Annotated in this window: 23 protein-coding genes and 1 riboswitch; of the genes, 12 read left to right on the forward strand and 11 right to left on the reverse strand. The window is 69.7% G+C overall.

Going from position 1 to position 26,120, the window contains the following annotated elements; translation table 11 throughout:
• The first annotated feature begins 134 nt into the window (after positions 1-134).
• The gene (locus OHS57_RS03505) at positions 135-1,010 is read left to right on the forward strand and encodes an LLM class flavin-dependent oxidoreductase (RefSeq protein ID WP_328580973.1); all 876 of its coding nucleotides are present in this window, start codon (positions 135-137) and stop codon (positions 1,008-1,010) included.
• On the opposite strand, the gene OHS57_RS03510 is transcribed toward OHS57_RS03505, so the two are convergent.
• The 4 genes from OHS57_RS03510 to OHS57_RS03525 all read right to left on the reverse strand — a co-directional run bounded on the left by OHS57_RS03510 (position 1,007) and on the right by OHS57_RS03525 (position 4,761).
• Positions 1,007-1,375, reverse strand: a complete 369-nt coding sequence (locus OHS57_RS03510; protein WP_328580974.1) for a nuclear transport factor 2 family protein — start codon at positions 1,373-1,375, stop codon at positions 1,007-1,009. The genes OHS57_RS03505 and OHS57_RS03510 overlap by 4 nt on opposite strands.
• An 85-nt stretch (positions 1,376-1,460) precedes the next feature.
• Positions 1,461-2,417 carry an SDR family NAD(P)-dependent oxidoreductase gene (locus OHS57_RS03515; RefSeq protein WP_328580975.1) on the reverse strand — a complete coding sequence of 319 codons (957 nt, stop codon included), beginning with the start codon at positions 2,415-2,417 and terminating at the stop codon, positions 1,461-1,463.
• 44 nt (positions 2,418-2,461) lie between these two features.
• Complete coding sequence (locus tag OHS57_RS03520) at positions 2,462-3,049, reverse strand: TetR/AcrR family transcriptional regulator (protein WP_328580976.1); 588 nt, start codon at positions 3,047-3,049, stop codon at positions 2,462-2,464.
• 41 nt (positions 3,050-3,090) lie between these two features.
• Positions 3,091-4,761, reverse strand: a complete 1,671-nt coding sequence (locus OHS57_RS03525; protein ID WP_328580977.1) for a glycosyltransferase family 2 protein — start codon at positions 4,759-4,761, stop codon at positions 3,091-3,093.
• Between the two features lie 283 nt (positions 4,762-5,044).
• On the opposite strand from OHS57_RS03525, the gene OHS57_RS03530 reads away from it, so the two are divergent.
• Entirely contained in the window at positions 5,045-5,254 is a 210-nt protein-coding gene (locus tag OHS57_RS03530; RefSeq protein WP_328580978.1) for a hypothetical protein, read from the forward strand.
• An 8-nt stretch (positions 5,255-5,262) separates the two neighbouring features.
• Here OHS57_RS03530 and OHS57_RS03535 read toward each other — a convergent pair whose 3' ends face one another.
• Positions 5,263-6,114, reverse strand: a complete 852-nt coding sequence (locus OHS57_RS03535) for a LysM peptidoglycan-binding domain-containing protein (protein ID WP_328580979.1) — start codon at positions 6,112-6,114, stop codon at positions 5,263-5,265.
• A 2-nt stretch (positions 6,115-6,116) separates the two neighbouring features.
• Positions 6,117-6,281: riboswitch (cyclic di-AMP (ydaO/yuaA leader) on the reverse strand.
• A 450-nt stretch (positions 6,282-6,731) separates the two neighbouring features.
• On the opposite strand from OHS57_RS03535, the gene OHS57_RS03540 reads away from it, so the two are divergent.
• The 3 genes from OHS57_RS03540 (at position 6,732) to OHS57_RS03550 (ending at position 10,556) form a co-directional block, all read left to right on the forward strand.
• The gene (locus OHS57_RS03540) at positions 6,732-7,130 is read left to right on the forward strand and encodes a DUF6221 family protein (RefSeq protein ID WP_041998674.1); all 399 of its coding nucleotides are present in this window, start codon (positions 6,732-6,734) and stop codon (positions 7,128-7,130) included.
• Positions 7,131-7,346: 216 nt separating this feature from the next.
• Positions 7,347-8,633, forward strand: a complete 1,287-nt coding sequence (locus tag OHS57_RS03545; protein WP_328580980.1) for an MFS transporter — start codon at positions 7,347-7,349, stop codon at positions 8,631-8,633.
• Between the two features lie 123 nt (positions 8,634-8,756).
• Positions 8,757-10,556 (forward strand): sulfatase, encoded by a 1,800-nt coding sequence (locus OHS57_RS03550; protein ID WP_328580981.1) that lies wholly within the window; start codon positions 8,757-8,759, stop codon positions 10,554-10,556.
• Positions 10,557-10,563: 7 nt separating this feature from the next.
• Here the strand turns inward: OHS57_RS03550 and OHS57_RS03555 are convergent, their stop codons facing one another.
• Positions 10,564-11,805, reverse strand: coding sequence for an NAD(P)/FAD-dependent oxidoreductase (locus OHS57_RS03555; protein WP_328580982.1), 1,242 nt, complete (start codon positions 11,803-11,805; stop codon positions 10,564-10,566).
• A gap of 201 nt (positions 11,806-12,006) precedes the next feature.
• On the opposite strand from OHS57_RS03555, the gene OHS57_RS03560 reads away from it, so the two are divergent.
• Positions 12,007-12,594, forward strand: coding sequence for a TetR/AcrR family transcriptional regulator (locus OHS57_RS03560; protein WP_328580983.1), 588 nt, complete (start codon positions 12,007-12,009; stop codon positions 12,592-12,594).
• A gap of 13 nt (positions 12,595-12,607) precedes the next feature.
• Here OHS57_RS03560 and OHS57_RS03565 read toward each other — a convergent pair whose 3' ends face one another.
• A complete protein-coding gene (locus tag OHS57_RS03565) occupies positions 12,608-13,264 on the reverse strand; it encodes a TetR/AcrR family transcriptional regulator (protein ID WP_328580984.1) in 657 nt (218 codons plus the stop codon).
• Positions 13,265-13,381: 117 nt separating this feature from the next.
• Here OHS57_RS03565 and OHS57_RS03570 point away from each other — a divergent pair, with 117 nt between their 5' ends.
• The gene (locus tag OHS57_RS03570; RefSeq protein WP_328580985.1) at positions 13,382-14,809 is read left to right on the forward strand and encodes an MFS transporter; all 1,428 of its coding nucleotides are present in this window, start codon (positions 13,382-13,384) and stop codon (positions 14,807-14,809) included.
• 118 nt (positions 14,810-14,927) lie between these two features.
• On the opposite strand, the gene glgX is transcribed toward OHS57_RS03570, so the two are convergent.
• A complete protein-coding gene (gene glgX / locus OHS57_RS03575; protein WP_328580986.1) occupies positions 14,928-17,036 on the reverse strand; it encodes a glycogen debranching protein GlgX in 2,109 nt (702 codons plus the stop codon).
• A 57-nt stretch (positions 17,037-17,093) separates the two neighbouring features.
• Complete coding sequence (locus OHS57_RS03580; protein ID WP_041998659.1) at positions 17,094-17,447, reverse strand: PRC-barrel domain-containing protein; 354 nt, start codon at positions 17,445-17,447, stop codon at positions 17,094-17,096.
• A 185-nt stretch (positions 17,448-17,632) separates the two neighbouring features.
• Between OHS57_RS03580 and OHS57_RS03585 the strand changes: the two genes are divergently transcribed.
• The gene (locus tag OHS57_RS03585) at positions 17,633-18,919 is read left to right on the forward strand and encodes a S1 family peptidase (RefSeq protein ID WP_328580987.1); all 1,287 of its coding nucleotides are present in this window, start codon (positions 17,633-17,635) and stop codon (positions 18,917-18,919) included.
• Positions 18,920-18,944: 25 nt separating this feature from the next.
• Here OHS57_RS03585 and OHS57_RS03590 read toward each other — a convergent pair whose 3' ends face one another.
• The gene (locus OHS57_RS03590; RefSeq protein ID WP_328580988.1) at positions 18,945-19,418 is read right to left on the reverse strand and encodes a hypothetical protein; all 474 of its coding nucleotides are present in this window, start codon (positions 19,416-19,418) and stop codon (positions 18,945-18,947) included.
• A 324-nt stretch (positions 19,419-19,742) separates the two neighbouring features.
• Between OHS57_RS03590 and OHS57_RS03595 the strand changes: the two genes are divergently transcribed.
• The 3 genes from OHS57_RS03595 to OHS57_RS03605 all read left to right on the forward strand — a co-directional run bounded on the left by OHS57_RS03595 (position 19,743) and on the right by OHS57_RS03605 (position 22,706).
• On the forward strand, positions 19,743-20,870 hold the full coding sequence (locus tag OHS57_RS03595; protein ID WP_241778836.1) for an ice-binding family protein: 1,128 nt from the start codon (positions 19,743-19,745) through the stop codon (positions 20,868-20,870).
• Positions 20,871-21,103: 233 nt separating this feature from the next.
• On the forward strand, positions 21,104-21,646 hold the full coding sequence (locus tag OHS57_RS03600) for a DUF5819 family protein (protein WP_328580989.1): 543 nt from the start codon (positions 21,104-21,106) through the stop codon (positions 21,644-21,646).
• Positions 21,633-22,706 (forward strand): HTTM domain-containing protein, encoded by a 1,074-nt coding sequence (locus tag OHS57_RS03605; RefSeq protein ID WP_328580990.1) that lies wholly within the window; start codon positions 21,633-21,635, stop codon positions 22,704-22,706. The genes OHS57_RS03600 and OHS57_RS03605 overlap by 14 nt, the downstream gene beginning before the upstream one ends.
• A 100-nt stretch (positions 22,707-22,806) precedes the next feature.
• Here the strand turns inward: OHS57_RS03605 and OHS57_RS03610 are convergent, their stop codons facing one another.
• Positions 22,807-24,108 carry a glycoside hydrolase family 71/99-like protein gene (locus tag OHS57_RS03610; protein WP_328580991.1) on the reverse strand — a complete coding sequence of 434 codons (1,302 nt, stop codon included), beginning with the start codon at positions 24,106-24,108 and terminating at the stop codon, positions 22,807-22,809.
• Positions 24,109-24,457: 349 nt separating this feature from the next.
• Between OHS57_RS03610 and ctaD the strand changes: the two genes are divergently transcribed.
• Positions 24,458-26,110: an aa3-type cytochrome oxidase subunit I gene (gene ctaD / locus OHS57_RS03615; RefSeq protein WP_443043050.1), complete on the forward strand. Its 1,653-nt coding sequence runs from the start codon at positions 24,458-24,460 to the stop codon at positions 26,108-26,110.
• Positions 26,111-26,120 lie beyond the last annotated feature (10 nt).

Here is a 26,120-nt window from a genome sequence, read left to right on the forward strand (position 1 = left end):
GGGGCACAATCGCTCGGGGCGGGTCCGGCACACGGTCCCGCCCCGAGTGCCGTCCGTCCGACGCGCCTGACCACGCGAATTGGGGTCCCCGGTCGAGGTCGACACCCGGCGGGGCCGCCGTGTTGGATGACCGTATGACAACACTCGGCGCTGTGTTCCGCCCCCAACTGCCCCCTGAGCGACTGCGTGACGTGGCACGTGCCGCGGACGAGGCAGGTCTTGAGGAGCTGTGGCTCTGGGAGGACTGCTTCCTCGAAAGCGGTATCGCCAGCGCCGCGGCGGCCCTCGCCTGGACGGAGCGGCTGCGGATCGGGGTCGGGCTGCTCCCGGTGCCGCTGCGGAACGTGGCCCTGACGGCGATGGAGGCGGCGACGCTCCACCGGCTCTTCCCCGAGCGCGTCGTGCTGGGCATCGGCCATGGTGTCCAGGACTGGATGGCGCAGGTCGGCGCGCGCGTCGAGTCGCCGGTGACCCTGTTGCGCGAGCACCTGGAGGCGCTGCGCGCGCTGCTGCGGAGCGAGTCCGTGACGACGGACGGCCGCTACGTGAAGCTCGACCACGTCGCCCTGGACTGGCCGCCCGCGACGGCGCCCGGCATCTTCGCCGGGGCGACGGGACCGCGCACCATGCGGCTGACCGGCGAGGCCGCGGACGGCACGATCCTCACCGGCGGCACGACACCGGACGAGGTACGCCAGGCGCGCGCCCTGATCGACGAGGGCCGCGCCGCCGCCGGGCGCACGGGACCGCACCCGGTCGTCGTGTATCTCCTGACGACGACCGGCCCCGACGCGGCGGAGCGGCTGCGCGGCGAGCTCGCCCGGGAGGGCCGTGCGCAGACCCCGGAGGCGGGCGTCACGGGCGACGCCGACGCCGTCGCGACGGCCGTGGGCCGCCTGGTGGACGCGGGGGCCGACACGGTGGTCCTCCAGCCGACGGCCGACGAGCCGGACCCGGAGGGCTTCGTCAGATTCGTGGCAAGCGAGGTCCGGCCCCTGGTGGGCTCCTAGCTCGCGAAGGTGGTGCCCTGCGTGAAGTAGAGCTTCCAGCCCTCTTCGGTGTTCTTCCACAGGGAACTGCGATGGACGTCCCGGCCCCGCACGGTGAGGTCGAAGGTGATGTGCACGAGGTCGGGGCCGAGCTGCGCCGCCGTCATGCCGGACACCGTGCCGGGCGGCGTCGAAGCGCCCCACGCCCGGAGTTCGTCGATGTACGTCTCCCGCGTGTACGCCGTGCCGGACGAGCCGAACGAGGTGAAGTCGTCGTGCAGCAGCTCGCCGAGGCGCGCGGGCGACGCGTACACGGCGGGGTCGAGAAACCGCAGCTCGCCCTCGACGGCGGCGGAGACGGCAGGCGTGGGATCCGAGATGGCCATTCCCACATCCTCCCCGAAGGGACCGCCGGGCGCGTTCGGCCGCGGCGTGTGTCCGGCAGGCCTGTCAGGCCTCCTCGGCCGTGCGTCAGCGGTGCAGCAGCCGGGTCGTCTCGTCCCAGAGGCGGTCGGCTTCGTGCGCGTCGAGGGCGTAGGCGGCCACGCCGCTCCTGCTGTCGCCGTGCCCGGTGACGGTGACGGCTTCGGCGCAGTCCTCGAAGTAGCGGCCGCTCACCCCTTCCACCAGGGGGGAGGCGGCGAGCAGGACCGTGGTCGCCGCTCCCTGCTGCGGGGTCTTCCAGCCCGGCGGGACGTCAAGGCGCCGGCCCTGGTCGTCCACGGCGCCGACGAAGCGCAGCTGGCCTTCGTCCAGGTGGCGCTGGAGGTTGGTCATGATGCCGCCGGGGTGCAGCGCGTTGGCCGTGATGCCGCCGGCCGCCCAGCGCCCGGTCAGGGCCACGACGAAGAGGACGGTGGCCGTCTTCGACTGGCCGTAGGCGGACCACGCCTCGTAGGGCCGGGCGGTGAAGTGGATGTCGTCGAAGACGACCGGGGACATCAGGTGGGCGGACGAGCTGACGACGACCACCCGGGCGTTGCCCGCTGCGGCGAGCGCGTCGTGCAGTCCGAGGGTCAGGGCCGCGTGGCCCAGGTGGTTGACGGCGAACTGGGTCTCCCAGCCGTCGGAAGTCGTGGTGCGCTCCGGCAGGGCCATGGTCCCGGCGTTGTTGACCAGGATGTGCAGGGGGCCCGTCCATTCCTTGCCGAACGCGTCGACGCCTGCGAGGTCGGCCAGGTCGAGGTGGGCGACCCGGGTGTCGCGTCCCGTGGTGGTGCGGATGTCGGCCGCGGCGCGCTCACCCGCCGCGGTGTCCCGTACGGCGAGGGTGACGTCGGCGCCGGCGCCGGCCAGGGTGCGGGCGGTCTCCAGACCGATGCCGGAGGCCGCGCCGGTGACGACGGCGCGCCTGCCGGTCAGGTCGACACCGTCGATGACCTCGGCCGCTGTCGAGGTGGCCGTGAACGGGGTGGTGATTTCAGGCATGGCTGTACTCCGTGGGTCGGCGTGCGGGGTGAGAGGTGTCGGGGTCAGCCGGCGGCGCGGCAGATCAGCCGGACGACGCGTCTGATCCGGTCGCGGAACTCGGCGCGGGTGGCCGAGGTCTGCTTCCAGGTGAGGGCGGCGGAGAAGATGACGTCCATGACGTCGTCAGCGGTCAGCTCGTCGGTGAGCAGGCCGGGCGGCGCGAGCGCGCCGACCCGGTCGCTGATCGTCGCCCGCGCCTGCTCCTGGTGGTCGTGGAACATCGAGCCGAGCTGCGGTCCGCTGTTCTCCAGCAGCTCGCCGAGGTCTCTGGCCACCTGGGTCTCGACGTACTGGCCCATCAGGGCGTCCAGCGCCGCCACCGTGCGGTCCTCGAAGCTCGCCGCCGGGTCGTCGTCGAAGCTCGCCTCCATGCCCCGCTGGGCGCGCTCAAGGACCCCGCGCATCGTGGCGCGGTACAGCTGCTCCTTGTTGGAGAAGTGCAGGTAGAGGCCGGGCCGGGACACGCCGGCCGCCTTGGCGACCGCCTCCATGGACGTCTTCTGGAATCCGTACCTGCCGAACACCCCGAGGGCTGCTGCCAGCACTGCGGCGCGCTTGGGGTCGTCGGACTCCCGCTCAGGACTACTCACACCTGACACATTAGACAGTCGTACGAAGTTTGTCTAACGCGTCAGCGCGAGTGCTCCCCGCGACCCCAGCGCGAGGCTTCCTGGGCGGCCGACCGCACCCTGCCCCGCAGGCCCGCCGGCAGCTTCCGCAAGGCCGTCCGTACGAGGCGGCGTATCCCGGGACGGGTCGCTGCCGACGCCACGAAGTGCCGCAGCCACAGCTGACGGCCCGGCTGACCGGCGGTCAGCTGGAGCTGGGAGTGCGGGCCGAACCAGTTGGGGACGAGGATGCGCCCGCCGATGCGCCGCACCCCGAGATACGGCCGGTCCTCGCTGGCGACCCTGGCCCGCCGGCCGAGGCCCAGCACCTGGTAGTTGAGCCACACGTGGTGGCGGCCGCTCGCGAGCGGGTTGCCGCCGGCGAGCGTGTCCGGGTCGAGAAGCGTCTCCCCCGTGATCACCACTTCGTGCCGTCCGGCGCCGAGCGGCCTCAGTTCGGGGGTCAGTTCACTGTCGGGATACCACCAGTGGCCGTCGGAGGTGTTCTGCACGAGCAGCTCGCCCGTGGCGTAGGAGAAAGGATCGGTCACCTCGACGTTCTCCGCGCCTTCGATTCCCGCCAGCAGTTCGGGATCGAGGAAGAATTTTCCCTCGCGCTCCACGAGGACCAACGGCTCACCATTCGGCCTGACATGACGGACCGTGGTCCGCACCACGAGTTTGTCCTGCCGCCAGAACGGTTTCTCCATGTCGAGCCGCGGCCTGATTCCACCGGTGCGCCGGGCGAGTTCGACAAGGGATTCCAGCCGGCCCTCCTCCAGCAGGGTGGCCCGCAGTCTCCCGACGGCCGGCATTCCTTCTCTGACGCCCGGTGGGAAACATTCCAGCGCCATCTTCCGAACGACATCGAAATAGGTGCGCAGTTGAGCCCCGGTCCGTTGCAGAACGCGCGGCTCGGTCACCGGACGGAGTAATTCCACCCGATAGGAACGCCGTAGCAGTCTGTCGCGCAACTCCCCCGGTTCCGTGCCCTCCTTGACGGCCTCGACGACATGCCGCAGATGGCGGTAGTACGTGTCGGCCGTCGTGACGCCGCTGCTGTTGTTCCCGCCGTCCGCCCTGCGGACCCAGCGGTAGGTCGGATAGTCACCGAGAATGGAGACGGTGCGCGCCCGGGTGTAGGCGCGGGCCATGAAGAGCTGGTCCTCCAGCCGGACGCGCCCTTCGGGAAATGTGATGCCGTGGTCCAGCAGAAAGGATCTCCGGAACATCTTGTGCGGCGTCAGGCTCTCGATCAGTGGCGCGTCCTTGACCGTGCAGCGCTCGACGGTCCGTTTGAACACGTTGCTCGGTCCCGTCATCGTGCCGTACATCTTGCCAAGCACGATGTCCGAGTCGTTCCGCTCACCCAGCCTGACCAGGCGTTCCAGTGACTCCGGGGCGAGTTCGTCGTCCTGGTCGACGAACTGCACGTACTTGCCGCGGGCCAGTCGCACGCCGACGTTGCGGGGCTTGCCCGGCCAGCCGGAGTTCTCCTGATGGTGGACGCGCACATGCGGGTGGCGGGCGGCGAGCCGGCGCAGCCGCTCGGCCGAGTCGTCCGTCGACCCGTCATTCACATAGAGAATCTCGTAGGCGTCGGAGCCAAGGCTCTGGCCGGTCAGTGATGCGGCGCAGCGATCCAGATGCTCTCCGGCGTTGTAAACCGGAATCACTATGCTCACTTTCAGCATTCGGGCCCCCTCGTCAACAGCGGCGGTCACCGAGTGAGATTCACACACCCCTCAGAAGGTTGTACGTAAATATGACTTCGACACGACGGGTGCCGTTTCCCTGACGTTCATTCAGCCCAGCGGGCCGGCGCCGGGCGCGGGCGGCGCGGATGGCCACTTGACACCTGTTCAGAAACGCCCCGACGGGCTATCGTCCCCAGGGATCGCACTCTGCGCATCGTTGCCGATGCGTCCCACCGCGGGCAGGAGTCACGCCCCGCTCCGAGACCCCGGAGGCCCGGCGATGCTCTTCTGGACCCTCGCTCTGCTGCTCACCCTGATCGCCTTCGGCAGCATCGGCTACGCGATGGCCGGCCTCGGCCGGGGCAGCGGACGTACCGGTGCGCGCCGTATCGGCGACTGCACGATGCGCCATGTCCCCCGCATGCCGAACGGGCCCACCCCCGCCGGACGTGTGCGTCGTCCGGCCGGAGTGGGCCCGTCAGGTGGGTGAAGGTCCGGTCAGTAGGGACCGTTCACGTTGTCGATCGAGCCGTAGGTGGCAGCCGCGTAGTTGCACGCGGCGGTGATGTTGGCCACCGGGTCGTAGCTGTCCATGGACGTGCCGTCCACGTGGTACGCCTGGAACGTCGGGTCGATGACCTGCAGCAGTCCCTTGGACGGCGTGCCGGCGGCGGCGTTCGAGTCCCAGTTGTTGATGGCCGCCGGGTTGCCCGACGACTCCCGCATGATGTTGCGGTAGATGCCGTCGTAGCTGCCCGGGATGCCGTGGGCGGCCATGATGTCCAGCGACTCCTTGATCCAGCCGTCCAGGTCGTTGGTGTACGACGCGGCCGCCGTCTGGATGGGGGTGGTGCTCGTACCGCCCTGGGCGCTCTTGCCGGACGGGACGGCCGCCGCCGTGGCGGGCTTGGCCTCGGCCTTCGGGGCACTCTTCGGAGCGCTCTTCGTGACAGTCCTGTCGGCGGTCGTCGCCGCCGTCCTCGACGCCGCCTTCCCGCCCAGGGTCAGCTTGAGGCCGGGGTGGATCAGCGACGGGTTGCCGCCGACGGCCTGCCGGTTGTCCTGGTAGAGCTTCTTCCAGCCACCGCTCAGCGAGTGGGTGCGGGCGATCTTGGCGAGCGAGTCACCGGAGACCACGGAGTACGTGGTCGGCGCGGCCTTCTTGGCGGCCACGACGGACGCGGGGGCCGATTTCACGGCCGACTCGACGGCCGAGCTGTGGACGGACGGCGCCGCTGTGGCGGTGGTGGCGGCCACCAGCGGGATGGTGAGCGCCGCACCACCCGTACCGAATGCGATAAGGCGTCGGGTGAGCCGGCCGGTACGGGGACGACGGTGCTTCTTGGGCATGACTAATTCCTCTCCGTCGCCTGCGAGGTGAGCTGTCGGGTTCGGACTGGAGATGTCCGGCCACATGAATGTGGCTTCACCCCTAGCCGGTCCTGTTTACGGACCGGCGGCTTACCTTGGGTCCCCCGCTCCTGCCGTAAGTGAGTGGGATTGGGTTTTCCGGACGGCGGCAGGATTAGGCGGTCCACCCGGAGTGACGTGAACGTAAGCGACAAAGACCGGCCTGAACAAGTCCGGGATTACAGGAACATCTCGAATCGGGAATCCGACGGTTCGACATCTCGTTACCGGAACAAGATCCGAGAACTCAACTTTCCTTCTGTGCGCGGGAAATAGCAGCCGGCCGCGCGCACGCCCGACATGTCCTTACGTGACACACATCACGGGGATATACCGCAACCGCGCGCTCCAACGAGGAACGCCGAACGACAAGTTGACCTATCGGTGGCTATACGGACTTGAAGGTCAATACCGCCAAATCGCCCATATGGGAAGCGCGCGTGTGGTCGCGGACGAGGCAAGTGCCGTTGCCGCGCGCGGTATCCTTCCCTACGGCCGTCCCAGCCCGCCAAGCCCACTGACAGCTCTGGACGGGCCGTTTTCGAGGAGCAAGACGCGTGAGCGAGAACGAAGCACTGATCACCTTCGTCCGGGCCCGGCTGGACGAGGAGGAGCAGATCGCGCGCAACGGTGGCAGCGACACGTGGCGGTGCCCGCCGGACCGGCCGGGCGAGGTGCACAGCTCCACGGGCCCGATCGCCTTCAGCATGAAGGACTACGGCTACGACCATCACATCGCCCACCAGGACCCGGCGCAGACCCTCCGCCGTATCGAGACCACCCGGGTACTCATCGGCGAGTACGCGGAGGTGGCCGAGCTGGACGTGGACCGCCCCGCCCGTGACTTCCCCTCCGGGCGCGCGGTCGGCCTGGGCTTCGTCGTCCGGCAGATCGCGGCCGAGCACGCGGGACACCCCGACTACCGGGTGAAGTGGCTTCCCCGGTTCGCCGGTTGAGCTGACGGAGGGCGGACACCGCCGCACCGAATATCGCTTTCGCGGCGGACGTCCGACGGTTAATCTCCGAACGACGGCCGACCCCGTGAGGAGCTGAGATGCCCGGTCACCCGAGCGCGCGTTGACGTAGGTCCCGACCGACCTGTCATCGCGTGCCGCCTCTGATCGCGGCACGGCGAGCCTTTTCCTCAGCCCTCGGCGCCCCAAGGGGTCACTGTGCCGTTCCGTCTTCCCGCCCTGTCGCGGGACCGTGATTTCCGCAGTCTCTGGGCCGGCCAGAGCGCCTCGCAGCTCGGGGCACAGGCCGCGCAGGTCACACTGCCGCTCGTCGCCGTGGTGGCACTGCACGCGGGCGCCGGTCAGCTCGGCGCCCTCCGCGCGGTGCAGCAGGCACCGATCCTGCTGTTCTCGCTCTTCGTGGGGGCGTGGGTGGACCGCAGGCGCTCCCGCACCATGATGGTGCTGGCCGACGCGGGCCGCGCCGTGGCACTGGCCGTGATCCCGGTCTGCTGTCTTCTCGGGGTGCTCGGCGTTCCGGTGCTGTTCGTGGTCGCTTTCCTGGTGGGCGTACTGAGCGTGTGCTTCGACGTGGCGTACCAGGCGTCGCTGGTACGCCTGGTGCCACGCGACCAGCTCGCCCAGGGCAACAGCCTGCTGGAGGGCAGCAGGTCGGCGGCGCAGATCGGCGGCCCCGCGCTCGGCGGGGCGATGGTCTCGCTGCTCTCCGTACCGGTCGCCGCGGCGGCCAACGCCTGCTTCTTCGTCCTGTCGTCCCTGTCGGTCCGGCGGATCAGCCGCAACGAGCCGGTACCCCTGTCCGGGGCGGGATCCGGGCCCGGGTCCGAGGGGCGGTCCGCCGTCCGGATGTGGCGGCAGATCCACGAGGGACTGCGTCTGGTCGTCAGCGACGGCTCGCTGCGGGCCGTGGGGATCTGCTCGGCCCTCTTCCAGTTCTCCTTCGCCGGTCTGATGACCGTCTATCTGCTCTTCCTGTCGCGCACCCTGCAGCTGCCGGGCACCGCCGTCGGCCTGGCGCTCGCGGCCGTCGGTCCCGGCGCGCTGGCGGGTTCGCTGCTGGCGGCGTGGCTGCCCGGAAGGATCGGGTACGGCCTGGTGCTGGTGTCGGCGGCCGTGCTCGGGGACGGCGTACTGCTGTGCGTCCCCGCGCTGCACGGGTCGGGCGCCGCCACCCTCGCCCTGCTCATGGCGGTGAACTTCGTCTTCGGCGTCTTCGGCCAGCTGGTCGACGTCACGGTCATGGCGGTCCGGCAGGCCGTGACGCCCGTGCGGATCCAGGGCCGGGTCGTCGCGACCGTCAACGTCGTCGGCATGGGTCTGACCCCGCTCGGGTCACTGCTCGGCGGCTTCCTGGCCGCCGGCTGGGGACCGCGTACCGCGCTCCTGGTGACCGCGGCCGGTCTGCTGCTGTCGCCCCTGTTCATGGTCTTCTCACCCCTGGCGCGGCTGGGGAGAAAACTGCCGGTAGCCGCCGTGCCCGATTGAGCGAAAGGCAGCGGAAACGCGTTGAACAAAACGCATCGCTGGGCCGTACACCTGTCTGCGGCCCCGACCCTCTGTGCCTGGTCCGCCACGTCATCACCGGGCCTCGCGCGGAAGGAACTTGGGTTGTCGCCCTTCATGAAGTCCCGCCAACTGCCGGACATGGACAAGCCGGACATGGACAAGCCGGACACGGAGCAGCCGGACCCGGACCGGACCGGCGAGGAGGGGACCCCCGGCGTCGCGCGGGTCGTGGGGCGGGTGCGGGTGCACCCCGGCGTCGCCCGGGTCGCGGCGCGGGTGCTCACCGGGCTTGCCGCCGTGCTCGTCCTCCTCGCGCTGCTGCTGCCGAACAACCTCACGGATCCCACCGTCTCCGCCTTCCTCCGGATCCCGGTGGAGGGCATCGTCGCCGCGGCCGTGCTGCCGTTCCTGCCACCGCGGGCGCGTCGGGTGGCGGCGATCGTCGCGGGGGCGGTCCTCGGTCTTGTGACCATCCTCAAGTTCCTCGACATAGGTTTCTACAACGAGCTGGACCGGCCGTTCGACGCGCGGCTCGACTGGTTCCTGCTCGACGACGCCGAGGCGTTCCTGCGGGACTCGGGCGGCCAGGCGCTCGCCGTCGGCGCCGTGATCGGCGTGATCCTGATCGTCGCCGCCGTGCTCGTCCTCATGCCGCTCGCGGTGCTCAGAGTGAGCCGTCCCCTGGTCCGTCACTCCACGGCGACGCTCCGGACCACCGCGGTCCTCGCGGTCGCCTGGATCACCTGCGCCGCGCTCGGTACGCAGCTCGCGGGGGCGCCGGTGGCGTCCCGGAGCACCGGCGAGCTGGTCTACAGCCATGTGAAACAGGCGCGGGACAGTCTGCGGGACGAGCGGCAGCTGGCCAAGGCCGCCGCGGTCGACCCCTTCGGCAAGACGCCGAACGACCAGCTGCTCACCGGACTGCGCGGCAAGGACGTCATCTTCGCCTTCATCGAGAGCTACGGCCGCAGCGCGATCGAGGACCCGTCGATGGCACCGCAGATCGACGCGATGCTCGCGGACAACACGAGCAAGCTGCGCGCGGCCGGTTTCTCCTCCCGGAGCGCGTTCCTCACCTCCCCGACGGCGGGCGGCGGCAGCTGGCTGGCGCACTCCACGTTCCTGTCCGGGCTGTGGATCACCAACCAGCGCAGCTACGAGACCGTCACCTCCGGCGACCGGATGACGCTCACCGGCGCCTTCCAGCGGGCCGACGCGTGGCGGACGGTCGGGATCATGCCGGGCGTCACCCGGGCCTGGCCCGAGGGGAAGTTCTTCGGCCTGGACAACATCTACGACTCCAAGCACCTCGGCTACCAGGGCCCGTCCTTCGGCTGGTCCCGGATGCCCGACCAGTTCGTCCTGGAGTCCTTCGAACGGCTCGAACACGGCAAGCCGGGCCCCAAGCCGCTGATGTCGGAGATCATCCTCACCTCCAGTCACAACCCCTGGGCGCCCCTGCCCACATCGGTCGGCTGGGACCAGGTCGGGGACGGCTCCGTGTACGACGCCATCCACGCGGCGGGCAAGGACCCGCACGCCGTGCTGCGGAGCACGCCCGAGGTCCGTGGGGACTACGCGGATTCCGTCGAGTACTCGGTGAACAGTCTCGTGTCGTACGTGACCAAGTACGGCCACGACAACACCGTGCTGGTCTTCCTCGGTGACCACCAGCCCATCCCGAAGGTCGCGGGTGACCACGCGAGCCGGGACGTGCCGATCGCGATCGTCGCCCACGACCCGGCCGTCCTCGACAAGATCGCCCCATGGGGCTGGCAGGACGGCCTGCGGCCGGGTCCGCACGCGCCGGTCTGGCGGATGGACTCCTTCCGCAACCGCTTCCTGACCGCCTACGGCCCGCAGCCGGCGGCCGGCGCCAGCCCTTCGCCGTCGGCCCCGTGACCGGGCGCTAAGGGCGCAGTTCGCGCAGTACCTCACGGGCCGCCCGCGCGCCGGAGGCCAGCGCGCCCTGGACGGATCCGGTGGCGCGGTGGTCGCCGCACACGAACCGCCCCGGGGCGAGCTGCGCCGGGGTGGTGAGGCGGTGCGGCGGCGGCATGGCGGGCAGGGCGTCCTCGATGGTCCGTACGGTCAGCAGCCGCCACGCCGAGGCGTCCGTCGCGTACGCCTCGGCGAGCGCCGTCCGGAGCCGGGCCTCGCGGCCGGGTGTGTCCGTGCCGAGCACGGAGGTGGCGATCAGCGCGGTCCCTGCGGGGGCGTAGCCGGGGACGACCTCGCTGAGTACGCAGGTGTTGAGGAAGCGGCGGCGCTCGTCCGTGAGCAGGGTGGGCTCGGCCAGCGGCGAGGTGTCGGCCGTGTGGTAATAGGTGGTGGTCGTCCGGTACGGGCCGATGTGCGCCGCGGGCAGGAGGGCCGCCGCCGGGCCGGGTCCGGTGGCCACCACCACGGCTTTCGCGGCGAGTTCGGTGCCGGTCGTCAGCAGGACGCCGTCGTCGGTGAGGCGGTCGACGGGCGACTCGAGACGCAGGGTGCCGGCCGGCAGCGCGTCGGCGAGCTGCCGGGGTACGGCGCCGATGCCGTCCGTGGGCAGACACAGCGTGCCGCGCAGCATGCTGCGCCAGACGAGGTGGAAGACCCGGCTGGACGTTTCGAGTTCGTCCTCCAGGAAGACTCCCGACAGGAACGGCCGGAAGAACCGTTCGACGAATTCCTCGGAGAGCCCGGCCGCCGCGAGCGCCGAGCGGGTGGTGCGCTCCTCGCCGCGTTTGAGAACACCGGCCGGGGCGAGCATGTCGCGGGCCGACAGGACGCCGAGTGCCAGCAGGTCGCGGGTGCCGGCGAGCCTGCCGGGCAGCAGGTCGGCCGCTTCGCGCGGGCGGCGGGTGGGGTCGCTGAAGCGGAGCCGGCCCCGGTCGGTGTGGATCAGCACGCCGGGGGTGAACGGGCGCAGCGCGAGGGCTCTGAGGTCGAGGCGCCTGCGGACCTGCGGGTAGGAGGTGTTGAAGACCTGGAACCCGCGGTCGATGACGAACCCCTCGTACCGGTCGGACCGCATCCGGCCGCCGACGGCGTCGGACGCTTCGACGAGCCGTACGTCGAGCCCCGCCGTCAGCAGGTCGCCGGCGCAGGCGAGCCCCGCGAGACCCGCGCCCACCACCACCGCGTCGAGCGCTCCGCCCGTCGTCGCCATCGGGAACCTTCCTTGTCGTCGGTGCCGTGCCGGCGATGTCCGCCGTCAGGGGTGTCTGTATATCCCCATAGTTCCGGTCCGCAGCGCCTTGTCGGCCTGTGGTCAGTCGTACGGGTGACTCCTGGTGGCGGCCCGGTGACCCCCTGCCCGGCCGGGTGCCCGCCCCGTTCCGGTACCCCGGTGCCCCCTTACGATGCGGGGGTGCCTCACCCGCGGACCTTCAACGAGAACGACGTCATCGATCGCGCCATGGAGCTGTTCTGGACGAAGGGCTACGAAGGCACCTCCGTCGACGAGCTGAGCGAGCAGTTCGCGCTGCACCCCGGCAGCCTCTTCCGCGCGTTCGGTGACAAACACAGCCTGTTCCTGCGGGCGTTGGAGCAGTACCGGGACTCGCAGGCCCGCGCGGTCGCGCCCGCGCTCCTGGGCGAGGGCCTGGTCGTCCCCCGGATCAGGGCCATCATGCTCGGCTATCTGCAGCTGGCCGCCGAGGAGGCGGAGCCGCGCGGCTGTCTGATCGCGAACACGGCGGGCGAGCTGCTGCCCGGCGATCCGGCCGTCGCCGACTGTCTCGCCGAGGTGCTGTCCGTGGTGGAGGAGGGCCTGCTGAGCGGATTGCGCCACGCGGTCCGGCAGGGCGAGATCCCGGCCACCCTGGACCTGCCCGGTTACGCGGCGATGCTCACGATGATGCTCCAAGGACTGCAGGTCGTGGTGAAGGTCGATCCCGATCCGCTCAGGCTGGTCGGCGCCGTGGACGCGGCGCTGGCGGGGCTGACCGGCCACTGACGGAGCGTCAGCTTCACACGTCCGCGGCGCGCATCCCGGCGACGATCATCGCGGTGCCACGGGCGTAGTACACCTCGTCGCTCGCGCAGTCGACCAACGCGTCGGCCGCGGCCACGACATGGGGGTAGCGGGTCTGCGGGAGCGCGGCGAGCGCGGCTCGCTTGGCGGTGATCTCCTCGTCCCGCTTCTCCTTGTCCGCGATGGCGGCGCCACGGCCCGGTTCGGTCAGTACGAGCGCGACCAGCGAGCTGAGCGCCTGACTCGATGTCTCGGCCGCTCGGTCGACGGAGAAGCCGGCCTCCGCCAGCAGCGCCAGGGCGCGTTCGGCAAGCTTGAGACCCGGTTCGGAGCTGAGCACCCTGCTCAGTACGAGCGCGGCGGCCGCGGGGTGCGGGCGCAGGGCCCGCAGCAGGGCGTCGAAGACGTCGAGCAGTTGCTCGTGCCACGGCCTGTCGTCGGGTTCCGGCAGCTCGGCCTCGGTGAGCAGCCGTTCGGCGACGGCGTCGAGGATCTCGTCCTTGTCGCGGAAGTGCCGGTAGAGCGCCATGGGTGTCACGCCGTGGTGCTGGGCGAGGCGGCGCGTGGTGACGGCGTCGAGCCCGTCCGCGTCCGCCAGCTCCAGCGCGGTGGAGACCAGCGTCTCCTTGTTCAGTCGTGCCTTCGCACCCATGACCTCGGCCTCTTCCCGTCGCCCGACACCTTGAGTATACGGTGCACACTTCGCCGTGTTTACTATGTACGCTTACACCGCATACTCAACCGGCGATCTCCCTGTGTGAGGTAATCCGTGCGACGCAGTCCCTGGGCCACGCTGGCCGTTCTGGCCTTCGCCCAATTCATCGTGGTGCTCGACGTGACGATCGTGAACGTCGCGCTGCCCGACATCCAGACCGATCTGCGCTTCTCCTCCGAGAACCTGCAATGGGTCATCAGCGCGTACACGCTGCTCTTCGGCGGTTTCCTGCTGCTCGGCGGACGCGCAGCCGATCTGCTCGGCTCCCGGCGGGTGTTCGTCGCCGGGCTCGCGCTCTTCGGCGTGACGTCGCTGCTGGCCGGGTTCGCCGACTCCCCCGGTGTCCTGATCGCGGCGCGTGCCGTGCAGGGGCTCGGCGGCGCCATGCTCTCGCCTGCCGCGCTGTCGATCCTGACGGTGACCTTCCCGCACGGCAGGGAACGCAACATCGCCATGGGCGTGTGGGGCGGACTCGCCGGGCTCGGCGGCACCCTCGGCGTGGTGGCCGGCGGGCTGCTGGTCGACTCCCTCGACTGGCGCTGGGTGTTCTTCGTGAACGTACCCATCGTCGCCCTGATCGTCCTGCTCACCCCGACCTTCGTGCGGCACATCCCCGGGGCCGGGGCCGGGGCACGCGACTTCGACGCCCTCGGCGCCACGCTCGGTACGACCGGGCTGCTCGCCGTGGTCTACGGCGTCGTACGGGCCGAGCCCGCCGGCTGGGGTTCGCTGGAGGTGGCCGGCTTCCTGCTCGGCGGCGCGGTGCTGCTGACGGCGTTCGTCGTCGTCGAGTCACGCTCGCACGCCCCGCTCGTACCACTGCGGCTCTTCCGCTCCCGCGCCCTGTCCACCGCGAGCGTCGCGCTCGGCCTCAACGGCGCCGCTTTCCTCAGCATGTTCTTCCTGACGTCCATCTATCTCCAGCAGGTGCGCGGCGATTCGGCCCTGGAGGCCGGTGTGCACTTCCTGCCTATGGGGGCGGCCGCCATCGCCGCCGCCGTCGGCGCCACCCAGCTCGTGCAGCGCTTCGGCACCCGGCCCGTCCAACTGGGCGGCGCGATACTGAACGTCGCCGGTCTGGCGCTGCTGATGGGCGTCAGCGCGCACGGCTCGTACACGAGTGAACTCCTGCCCGGCCTGGTGCTGTTCGGCATCGGCATCATCGGACTCGGCGTACCGGCCCAGATCGCGGCCGTCGTGGACGTCGAGAACCACGAAGCGGGCGCGGCCTCCGGGGTGGTGACGGCCTTTTACCAGGTCGGCGGCGCGCTCGGACTGGCCGTGGTGACCACCCTGTCCCTCTCGCACACCACGGCGGCGCTGGCGGACGGGGCATCGCAGGAACAGGCACTGGTCGACGGATTCCACCGGGGCCTGCTCGTGGCGGGGGTGTTCACGGTCATCGCCATCGTGGTGACCTTCGCCTCGCCCAGGATCTCGCCCAACGCGGAGCAGTTGGCGAAGGCGACCGCCGCCGCGTGAGCGGCGTCCCCTGGGCGAACGTCGGACGCACCTGCTGACGTCGGGCTGACCCCGTCCTGATGTCGGCGTGAACCGGTGGCCCGGGGCGAGCGGTTGCCCCGGGCCACCGGCGTGCGGATCAGTCCTCCGCGCGGATCAGCACCAGCGTGCTGCGCGCCTCTGCGCGTACCGTGGAGCCCGCCTTGAGTTCCGACTCGCCGGAGGCGTCCTTCTCCTCGGCGGTGTTCACCGCCACCCGCCAGCTCACCCCGTACCGCTCGGCGGGCAGTCGGAAGTCGAGCGGTTCGTGGTGGCCGTTCAGCAGGATCAGGAACGAGTCGTCGGTCACCCGGTCGCCGCGCGGGTCCGGCTCGCTGATGGCGTCGCCGTTGAGGAAGACCGTGATCGCCCGGGCGTCGCCGCGCTGCCAGTTGGTGTCCTGCATCTCGCCGCCGTCCGGGCGGAGCCAGACCAGGTCGGGCAGCCCGTCGGCGCCGGTGTCGCCACGGAAGAACCGGCGGCGGCGCAGCACGGGATGGTCGTTGCGCAGCCGGATCAGCCGCCCGGTGAAGTCGAGCAGGTCGCGCTGTCCGGCGTCGAGGTCCCAGTCCACCCAGGCGAGTTCGTTGTCCTGGCAGTACACGTTGTTGTTGCCCTGCTGGGTGCGGCCGAGTTCGTCGCCGTGGGCGAGCATCGGAACGCCCTGCGAGACCAGCAGGGTGGTCAGCAGATTGCGCTGCTGTCTGGCGCGCAGGGCCAGGATGTCCGGGTCGTCGGTCTCGCCCTCGGCGCCGCAGTTCCAGGACCGGTTGGCGCTCTCCCCGTCGTTGCCGTCCTCACCGTTGGCCTCGTTGTGTTTGTCGTTGTACGAGACGAGGTCGCGCAGGGTGAAGCCGTCGTGCGCCGTGACGAAGTTGATGCTCGCCAGCGGGCGGCGCCTGTCGTGCTGGTAGAGGTCGGACGAACCGGTGAGCCGCGAGCCGAACTCGGCCAGCGCCGACTCCTCGCCGCGCCAGAAGTCCCGTACGGCGTCACGGTACTTGCCGTTCCACTCGGTCCACAGCGGCGGGAAGTTGCCGACCTGGTAGCCGCCGTCCCCGATGTCCCAGGGCTCGGCGATCAGCTTCACCCGGCTGACGACGGGGTCCTGCTGCACCAGGTCGAAGAAGGCCGAGAGCCGGTCGACCTCGTGGAACTGCCGGGCGAGGGTGGCCGCCAGGTCGAACCGGAAACCGTCGACCCGCATCTCCAGCACCCAGTAGCGCAGCGAGTCCATGATGAGCTGGAGCACGGAGGGGTGGCGCATCAGGAGGCTGTTGCCGGTGCCGGTGGTGTCGTAGTAGTGCTCCCGGTCGCCGTCCACGAGGCGGTAGTACGCGGCGTTGTCGATGCCCCTGAAGGACAGTGTCGGGCCCAGCTCGTTGCCCTCCGCCGTGTGGTTGTAGACGACGTCGAGGATGACCTCGATACCGGCCGCGTGCAGCGCCTTGACCATGGTCTTGAACTCGTCGACCTGCTGGCCGCGGGTGCCGGTCGACGCGTAGGCGTTGTGCGGGGCGAAGAAGCCGATGGTGTTGTAGCCCCAGTAGTTCGACAGGCCGCGCTCGCGCAGGGTGCCGTCCTGGACGAACTGGTGCACCGGCATCAGCTCGATCGCGGTGATGCCGAGCCGGGTCAGGTGGGCGATGATCGCGGGGTGGCCGATCCCGGCGTACGTACCGCGGATCTCCTCGGGCAGGTCGGGGTGGGTGGCGGTGAGACCCCGGACGTGTGCCTCGTAGATGACGGTCTCGTGGTACGGCCGGTTCGGCGGGCGGTCGTCGCCCCAGTCGAAGTACGAGCCGGTCACCACCGACAGCATGGTGTGTCCGAGGTTGTCCTTGGTGTTCTGCTCGTCGGGCCGGCCGAACCGGTAGCCGAACAGTGACTCGTCCCCGTCGACCTGACCGTCGACCGCCTTGGCGTACGGATCGAGAAGCAGCTTCGCGGGATTGCAGCGCTGCCCGTCGGCGGGCGAGTGGGGCCCGTGCACCCGGTACCCGTACCGCTGGCCGGGCCCCACTCCTGGCAGATACGCGTGCCAGACGAACCCGTCGACCTCGGTGAGCCTGACGCGCTCCTCCGTACCCTGATCGCTGATCAGCGCGAGTTCGACCTTTTCCGCGGTCTCCGAGAACAAAGCGAAATTGGTACCCGAGCCGTCATAGGTGGCTCCGAGGGGATGAGAATGTCCTGTCCATGTTTGCACGCGATAACATTAACGGATTCTCCGCCGGGCAAATGCATTGACGGCCGTACGCGAGTTTCAGACGCGGCGGTGACGGCCGTAATGCTCGCCCACCTGGTGGTGATAGGCGGCGTCCCCCACATGCTTTTCCTTGTCGAACTCGGGAGCTTCCTTGATCTGCTCCTTCGTACGGTCGACATAGATTTTCTCTTCTTCCGGATCGACCCGGCTGACGGTGCCGGCCGGCAGCAGCACATGCTTGCCGAAGATCCAGACGCCCGTGTCGACGACGAGGTAGGCGGAGCCCACCTCGTCGGAGTGTTTGTCGACCTTGCCGACGGTGCCGTCCGTCGCCTCGACCTTGTAGCCGGTCAGGGTGTTGCCCGCGGTGTGTCCCGTCGTCGGCTGGTAGCCCCACATGTTCTCGCTCATCAAACGGCTCCCTCATCGACGTGTACGGATTGTTCCTCTCTGCGCCGACTGCCCCCGTCCCCCGGGTTCACGCAAGGAAGATCCGCGGGCCTCCGGTTGAGAATCCGGCGCCGCTCGCCCGTACCTCCCGGTGGACAGGACGGACCTGTCCCTCTCTGGAGGGCCGTGAGTTGAGCCACCGACATGTGAACAAGCGGACCGGTTTCGCCGCCGGGGCCTGCGCGATCGCCATCGCCGGAGCCGCCATCCTGCTGCCGAGCGCTCACGCGAGCTCCGAACACGAACAGCGAGGTGACCGGCGCACGGAGAGCCGCGTGCTCACGCCGGACGCCGCGGCCCGGCTGGGTACCGCGCTCACCGCGACCCTCGGGAACGGCGCTGCGGGCTGGTACTACAGCGCCGACGCCAAGCAGCTGGTCGTCAACGTCCTCGACGCGCGGGGCGCCCGGAGCGTCGAGGCGGGCGGCGGGGTCGCGCGGATCGTGCCCAACAGCACCGCCGCGCTCAAGAACGCGGCGCAGACCCTCAAGGCCACCGCTTCGGTGCCGGGCACCGCGTGGTCCGTCGACCCGAGGACCAACACGGTCTCCGTACTCGCGGACAGCACCGTCACGGGTGACCGGATGGCGACGCTGAACAGGGCCGTCGACGATCTCGGCGGTCTGGTGACCATGAAGCGGAGCGCCGGCGTGTTCCGGCCCTTCGACGGTCACCACCGCGGCGGACAGGGCATGGCAGGGCAGGGCTCGGACGCCCAGGGTACGGGCGGCCAGGACCAAGGCGGTCAGGACCAGGGGGGCCAGGACCAGAGCGGGCAGGCCGTCGGCGGGGTGAGCGGGGGCGACGCGATATTCGGCGGCGCCGTCCGCTGCTCCCTCGGCTTCAACGTCGATGTCGCGGGCGCGCCCGCCTTCCTCACCGCCGGGCACTGCGGGAACGAGGCGGACACCTGGTTCGCCGACCAGAACGGCACCCAACAGCTGGGCACCGTCGCCGTGTCGACGTTCCCCGTCGCCGACTTCTCGCTCGTGACGTACGACGACGCGGCCACCCAGCCGCCCAGCGCCGTCGACCTGGGGGACGCCGGTACGCAGGAGATCACCCGGGCCGTGGACGCGAGCGTGGGACTTCAGGTGACCCGCTCCGGCAGCACCACCGGGGTGCACGAAGGTACGGTGACCGGCCTGGACGCCACGGTCAACTACGGCAACGGCGACATAGTCAACGGTCTGATCCAGACCGATGTCTGCGCCGAGCCGGGCGACAGCGGCGGCGCCCTGTTCGCCGCCGACGCCGCCGTCGGCCTCACCTCGGGCGGCAGCGGCGACTGCACCAGCGGCGGCGAGACGTTCTTCCAGCCGGTCACCGCGGCGCTGGCCGCCACCGGCGCGACGATCGGCGCCCCGGACGGCGCGGACCCGGGCGCCTCGGACACCGCGGTCGGCGACGAACCGGACATGACGGACAACTGACCGTCGCCGCACGCCCCTGGCGCGTTCAGCCGCCGACGAGGGCCTCGTCGCCCGCCCGTACCGGCAGGCCGTGCTGGGCGGCCGCCTCCCACTGGCTCCTGCCGGTCGGCTGCCACCGGTCACCGTTCTGCTCGGCCAGCCCGTAACGGGCCAGGCCCTTCAGATGCTTGGTGATGGTCGGCGCCTGGTAGCCGGCGGCCGCGGACAGCTCGTCGACGCTCACCCCTGACGCGCCGGCCGTGTTCAACTCCCGCCAGGTCTTCGCCGCGTGGAGCCCGAGACCTCCGTTGCGCGCGCTGTTGTAGAACACGGGTCCCGCCGGCTCCTCCTGCGCGGCCGGCTCCCCCGGCCCCTGCGGCTCACTTGTCGCCGTATGGGCCGGGGGCGGGATCAGGCCCTTGGCCGTCGGCGTCGCGGCGCGCCGGCCTGCGGCGGGGCCGACCGGACGGGGCGTCCGGTTGACGGTGCGGTGCTTGCGGCCCTTCTTGTGCTTGCTCATCGTGTGGTCACCTTCCCAGCAATATTGATCACACCGGGCCAACGAGCGACGGCGGGTGAAGGCCATCGGCCATCGGAGTGGCCCGCCGGAGTGATTCAACCGAATTACCTTTGTATCGTTGTCATATCTATGGCGATCCGGGCCCGGAATTCTTTTCAATTCACTCGGATGCGTCGAATATCCGAGTCGATTCCGGGCTTAATATTCCGGCGACAGATGTGGCGGCGCCCCGACCCCGTGCCGTCCTCAACAAGAACATCGACTGTGACAGGATCTGGGCCCTCGATGACGCCGAATTTTCTGCGTGCGCCGCAAAGACACCGGATGTCGCGCTGGACAGCCGTAATTGTCGCGCCGCTTGTCGCCGCCGCCGTGGTCGCGACGACCTCCACTCAGGCGAACGCGATCGCAACTCCCGTGCCGCTGGGCACGACGGCCAGCTTCGCCGTACTGGCCGGTGAATCGGTCACCAACACAGGACCGTCCGTTCTCACCGGAGACCTCGGGGTGAGCCCGGGCACGGCCATCAGCGGGTTCCCGCCCGGCATCGTGAACGGTGCGCAGCACTCGGCGGACGCGGTGGCCCTGCAGGCCAAGTCCGACCTGGTGACGGCGTTCAACGACGCGGCGGGGCAGGCAACCGACGCGGCGCTGCCGCCGGACGCGGGCGGCCTGACCCTGGTCCCCGGTGTGTACACGGCCTCCTCGACACTGGGCCTCACCGGCACCCTCACACTGGACGCCCAGGGCGACCCCAACGCCGTGTGGGTCTTCCAGGTCGGTTCGGGACTGACGACGGCCTCCGCGAGCCGGGTGCTGCTGGTCAACGGCGCACAGCCGTGCAACGTGTTCTGGGAGATCGGCAGTTCGGCCACGCTGGGCACCAACTCCACGTTCGTCGGCAACATCCTGGCCCTCACCTCGATCAGTGTGACCACGGGAGCCAGCATCGACGGCCGGGCGCTGGCCCGTAACGGCTCGGTGTCGCTGGACACCAACAGGATCACCAGGTCGACCTGCTCCACCACCACGGGCGGCACGACGACCGGCACCACCACCGGTACGACCACGGGTACCACCACCGGTACGACGACCGGTACGACCACCGGTACGACCACCGGCGGTACGACGACGGGCGTCCTCGGGGGCGTGCTCGGCGGCGTACTCGGCGGCGTGACGACGGGTGGCGGCACCGGCGGTGTGCTCGGCGGCGTACTCGGCGGAGTCGTGACGGGCGGCACCACCGGCGCCACCGTCACCGGCGGCACGACGGGCAGCACCATCACCGGCGGAACCACCGGCGGCGGTCACGGACATGGTCACGGACACGGCCATGGGCACGGGCACGGCAAGCCGCCGGGCCACGGCCACGGCAAGCCGCACAAGCCCGCCCCGTACGGCGAGCAGCCCGGCCAGCACGAGGGCTACGGCGACCAGCCCGACAAGCACTGAGTAACCCGGACAGCGACCGGCGCGTGGCGGAATCGAGGCCGATTCCGCCACGCGCCGCCGTCCCAAGGCAAGAAAGGCCGGGTGGAGCTGTGCTGGTCGGCACGGAACCAACGGATGTAACTGAACAGAGCCGGCCGGACACAGAGCCGCCGCCACCGTCGCGTCGACCGTCGGCGGGGCTCGGGGCCGCCGTCCTGCTGTGCGCTGCGGCGGCGCTGGTCCATGTGTTCCTGGTGTTTCTGCACGTGGCCCCGGCCAACGCCGTCTCACGGCAGTTCAGCCGGCAGGTCAACGCGTGGGTCTATCCCTTGTTCGAACAGAACTGGAAGCTTTTCGCACCCGATCCCGAGTCCGTGAACCAGCGGATCTCGGCCCGCACCGCGCACACCGACGCGGCCGGGGCCGTCACGGTGAGCGGCTGGTTCGACCTGTCCGCCGTGGACGACGAAGCGGTGCGGCACAGTGTGTTTCCCAGCCACACGTCGCAGAACATGCTGCGCAGGGCCTGGTCGTCGTACCTCGAATCGCACGGCGGGGACGACGTGCCGCACTCGGAACGTGCCGTGCTGCTGCAGGAGTATCTGCGTGACATCGCGACCGACCGGGTCGCCGCCCACCGGCACGGCTCTTTCGAGTCCGTCCAGCTCCGCGTCGTCACGGAGCAGATCGCACCGCCGGGCTCGACCGGCACACCTCGCACGGCAGCCAAGGCGCCGTCCGCCGCCGACACCCGTTATCTGCCCTGGTGGACGGTGATCTCCCATGACAACGACTGAGCGCACCCCCCGCGCGCTGCCCGCCGTACGCGACCGGGCCGCACGGCTCTACGGCCTGCTGACCGAGCGGCCGGTGTCGCTGTACGCCGCGTCCGTGCTGCGTATCGGGTACGGATTCCTCTATCTCGCCTTCCTGCTGCGCGAGTTCCCGCACCGTGACGAGATCTGGGGTCCTGACTCACCCTGGACGCCCACCATGGCGCGGCAGCTCTTCGGCCAGACCGGCTGGGCCAGTGTGCTGACGCTGTCCGACAACCGGGCCTATTTCGAGTGCTGTTACGCCCTGGCGCTCGTCGTCTGCGCGCTGTTCCTGGTGGGCTGGCGGACCCGGGTGACGTCCGTGCTGTTCGCCGTCGTGGTGGCCTCGTTCCACGCGCGGGCGATCTTCATGACGGACGGCGGCGACAATCTGATCCTGCTGATGGCGCTGTACCTCACGCTCACCGGGTGCGGGCGCCGCTGGTCCCTGGACGCGCTGCGGGAGCGGCGGCCGGTGTACGACGCCGCGCGTTCGCGGCTCGGTGAAGCCCGGCGGACGCTGGTCACGGCGGTCCACAACTGCGGGATGTTCGTCATCGCCGCCCAGGTCTGTTTCCTGTACGGCTCAGCCGGCCTCTACAAGGTCCAGGGCGGCAAGTGGGGCGACGGAACCGCGCTGCACTACGTCATGAACCTGGAGCTGTTCCGGCCGTGGCCCGCCCTGTCCCATCTCGTCGACGGTCACGCGGTGTTCATGGCGGTGGCCGGCTACCTGACCGTCCTGTTGCAGGTGGCCTTCCCGTTCGTGCTGTTCGGCAGGCTCAAGTACCCGGTGCTGGTGATGCTGTTGGGGATGCATCTGGGTATCGCGCTGCTCCTCGGGCTGCCGCTGTTCTCCGGCGCGATGATCGTCGCTGACGCGGTGTTCGTCCCGGACCGGTTCTGGCTCCGGGTGCGCGCGCTGCTGCGCGGCGGCCGCCCTCCGGCCGCCGCATCCCCCGTCCAGGACGGCGGCAGCCTGCCCGGCCCCCGGGCCGCGGTGAGCGCGCCTGCCGAGGGCCGGACCGGACCGCGGAGCTGACGGATCCCGGGCCTGTCGTTCGGATCAGGCCCTGGGAAGTGTCCGCAAAGTGTCGTCGTCCGCCCTCGGGGCGAGCCGGACGCCACTTTGCGGACACGACCTAGGTGAGCGGGATCGGCACTGTCTCGCTGATCGGGGTCTGTCCGGTGATCATCTTCGTCGCCGCGCCGGCGAGCCGCAGGTAGAAGTCGGACGAGACGTGCTTGCCGTCGGCGTCGAGGGTGAGGAAGTACTGGTTCGTCGGGATCATCGAAGCGTCCTCGGCGGCCGGCGCGATGGCGGTGGCCTCGTCGTACTCGTCGAACATCGCGATGAACGCCGATGTGGTGCCGGACCTGGTGACGCCCACGGCCTGCTGCCACATGAAGTCGCCCGCCTTGCGGGGGATCTGGTTGCGGGGGTTGCCGGGCTTCCAGTTGGACCACGCGAAGCCGGGGAAGACGACCGGCTGGTAGTCCTGGCCGTTCGCCTTCAACTGGGCCTGGTCGGCGGCGAAGAGCGCGTTGTCGACCGAGGCCGAGCCGGTGTTCCACGGCGAGACCATGTTCAGCGCGCGGTAGACGGGGGCGAAGCCGGGCTTGGCGTTGCTGTCGGTGCGCCAGCCGCGCGGCACACCGCCGATGACGTACACGCCCTTGCTCTTGAACCAGTTGACCAGGTCGACGCTCTGCTGGGCCGTGCCGGCCCGGTTGGACACACCGAGGCCCCACAGCTCGACGACCGGCTTGCCGCCCTCGTGCGCGTAGGCGGAGGAGTCGGTCAGGTGCATCGAGTTGGTGACGGTGTCCGTCCAGTCGGCCTGGATCGTCTGCTGGAGATTGGCGTCGGTCAGTCCGCTGATGTCGTACTCGACGTAGAAGCCCCTGCCGTACTTCTGCGCGGCGTCGCGGGCCTTGAGTGTGATGTCGTTGCGCTGCTTGTAGCGCGCCGAGCCGACGGTGGCGATGTCACTTCCGAAGCGCTGGAGGGCGGCGCCGTCGATGCCGTACTGCTGCATCCACTTGAAGTGCTGGTCGACGACGGCCGTGGGGTACGAGGAGAAGAGCTGCGCCGGCTGTCCGTTGCCCAGGTTGGCGTAGCCGGTCTGGAACTTGGCACTGGCGGGGTACGCCGACACGTCGGGGTACAGCTCGAAGGTCTGGTTGCCGGGTGACGGTTTGCTGCCCGCCCAGTGGGTCCAGTTGTTGACCGGGGATCCGTCGCCCGGGGCGGCGAACCAGCCCTGGTACCCGGCGTACACCTTGCCCTTGACGCCGGGCTGCGCGGCGGCGGCGGCCGGCCGGGGCAGACTCCCCGCGGCGGCCCGGGGCAGATTGCCCACGGCGGCCCAGATCAGCGCGGCGGCCACGCACAACGCGAGGACGACACGGGGGCGGAGACTTCGTACTATCGGTAGGTTCACGGTTGACACCTTCGGTCCGGCGGTGTGTGGGGACGCGCATCCGGAGCGCTACGCTCGACGCGTACGCATCAAGGTATTTGTAAGTGATACTTACAAATTACGGGGCTGTCAACACTCCGCGCACACCGCACGCTTGACGGCGCGCCACCGCGCGCACCCGCCCGGCACGGCAGCGACGCGCCGGGAAACAACGAGGTCGCACCGCGCCGCCGAATGCACCGCCATGCTCTTGCCGAGTCGTTAAAAACAATCGACCGGAGGAGCGTCGCAATTGACCACCACAGGTACGGCAGGACCGGCCGGGACCGGGAATTCTTATCAGAACAAGCGACCGGGAAAGCGCCGAAAAATCGGCACGATCGTGGTCACTTGGACGACCGCGACCGATCATAAGACGATCGGCTCGATGTATCTCATCACATCGTTCGTGTTTTTCATTCTCGGTGGCATCATGGCGCTCGTCATGCGCGCCGAACTCGCCCGTCCCGGCACCCAGATCGTCTCGAACGAGCAGTACAACCAGGCCTTCACCATGCACGGCACGGTCATGCTGCTGATGTTCGCCACACCGCTGTTCGCCGGTTTCACCAACTGGATCATGCCGCTGCAGATCGGCGCGCCCGACGTCGCGTTCCCGCGGCTGAACATGTTCGCCTACTGGCTCTACCTGTTCGGCTCGACCATCGCCGTGGGCGCTTTCCTCACCCCCGACGGGGCGGCCGACTTCGGCTGGTTCGCCTATTCACCGCTGACCGACGCGGTCCATTCGCCGGGTATCGGCGGTGACTTGTGGATCATGGGGCTTGCCTTCTCCGGATTCGGCACGATCCTCGGTTCCGTCAACTTCATCACCACGATCATCTGCATGCGCGCGCCCGGCATGACGATGTTCCGGATGCCGATCTTCACCTGGAACGTGCTGCTCACCGCGCTGCTGGTGCTGTTCGCCTTCCCCGTGCTCGCCGCCTCGCTCTTCGCGCTGGAGGCCGACCGGAAATTCGGGGCGCACGTCTTCGACCCGGCGAACGGCGGGGCACTGCTGTGGCAGCACCTCTTCTGGTTCTTCGGCCACCCGGAGGTCTACATCATCGCCCTCCCGTTCTTCGGCATCGCCTCCGAAATCCTGCCGGTCTTCAGCCGTAAGCCGATGTTCGGCTACATCGGTCTGGTCGCCGCGACGATCTCCATCGCCGGCCTGTCCGTGACGGTGTGGGCGCACCACATGTACGTCACCGGCGGTGTGCTGCTGCCGTTCTTCTCCTTCATGACGTTCCTCATCGCGGTACCGACCGGGGTGAAGTTCTTCAACTGGATCGGCACGATCTGGAAGGGGTCCCTGTCCTTCGAGACACCGATGCTCTGGACGATCGGCTTCCTGGTCACCTTCCTCTTCGGCGGTCTGACCGGGGTCATCCTGGCCTCGCCGCCCCTCGACTTCCACGTCTCCGACTCGTACTTCGTCGTCGCGCACTTCCACTACGTCGTCTTCGGCACCGTGGTCTTCGCGATGTTCGCCGGATTCCACTTCTGGTGGCCGAAGTTCACCGGCAAGATGCTCGACGAACGGCTCGGCAAAATCACCTTCTGGACGCTGTTCATCGGCTTCCACGGCACCTTCCTCATCCAGCATTGGCTGGGCGCCGAAGGCATGCCGCGGCGCTACGCCGACTACCTGGCGGCGGACGGCTTCACCACGCTCAACACCATCTCGTCCATCAGCTCGTTCGTGCTGGGTCTGTCGATGCTGCCGTTCTTCTACAACGTCTGGAAGACGGCGAAGTACGGCAAGAAGGTCGAGGTCGACGACCCATGGGGGTACGGGCGCTCGCTCGAATGGGCGACATCGTGCCCGCCGCCGCGGCACAACTTCGTCACACTCCCCCGTATCCGCTCCGAGTCGCCGGCGTTCGACCTGCACCACCCGGAGATCTCCGTCATCGACGAGATGGCCACCCGCCCACAGACCTCGGCCATCGTGGCGCCGGGCGACAAGCAGGAGTAGGAGGCGAGAG

It is taken from the genome of Streptomyces sp. NBC_00370 (genome assembly GCF_036084755.1).
GTDB lineage: Bacteria > Actinomycetota > Actinomycetes > Streptomycetales > Streptomycetaceae > Streptomyces.

Coding starts and splice junctions, on each gene's coding strand:
- OHS57_RS03555 (WP_328580982.1), bottom strand. CDS start 11,805: ATGGCGACGACGGGCGGAGCGCTCGACGCGGTGGTGGTGGGCGCGGGT.
- OHS57_RS03515 (WP_328580975.1), bottom strand. CDS start 2,417: ATGCCTGAAATCACCACCCCGTTCACGGCCACCTCGACAGCGGCCGAG.
- OHS57_RS03595 (WP_241778836.1), top strand. CDS start 19,743: ATGTCGCGCTGGACAGCCGTAATTGTCGCGCCGCTTGTCGCCGCCGCC.
- OHS57_RS03590 (WP_328580988.1), bottom strand. CDS start 19,418: ATGAGCAAGCACAAGAAGGGCCGCAAGCACCGCACCGTCAACCGGACG.
- OHS57_RS03505 (WP_328580973.1), top strand. CDS start 135: ATGACAACACTCGGCGCTGTGTTCCGCCCCCAACTGCCCCCTGAGCGA.
- OHS57_RS03580 (WP_041998659.1), bottom strand. CDS start 17,447: ATGAGCGAGAACATGTGGGGCTACCAGCCGACGACGGGACACACCGCG.
- OHS57_RS03565 (WP_328580984.1), bottom strand. CDS start 13,264: ATGGGTGCGAAGGCACGACTGAACAAGGAGACGCTGGTCTCCACCGCG.
- OHS57_RS03530 (WP_328580978.1), top strand. CDS start 5,045: ATGCTCTTCTGGACCCTCGCTCTGCTGCTCACCCTGATCGCCTTCGGC.
- OHS57_RS03535 (WP_328580979.1), bottom strand. CDS start 6,114: ATGCCCAAGAAGCACCGTCGTCCCCGTACCGGCCGGCTCACCCGACGC.
- OHS57_RS03525 (WP_328580977.1), bottom strand. CDS start 4,761: ATGCTGAAAGTGAGCATAGTGATTCCGGTTTACAACGCCGGAGAGCAT.
- OHS57_RS03605 (WP_328580990.1), top strand. CDS start 21,633: ATGACAACGACTGAGCGCACCCCCCGCGCGCTGCCCGCCGTACGCGAC.
- OHS57_RS03510 (WP_328580974.1), bottom strand. CDS start 1,375: ATGGCCATCTCGGATCCCACGCCTGCCGTCTCCGCCGCCGTCGAGGGC.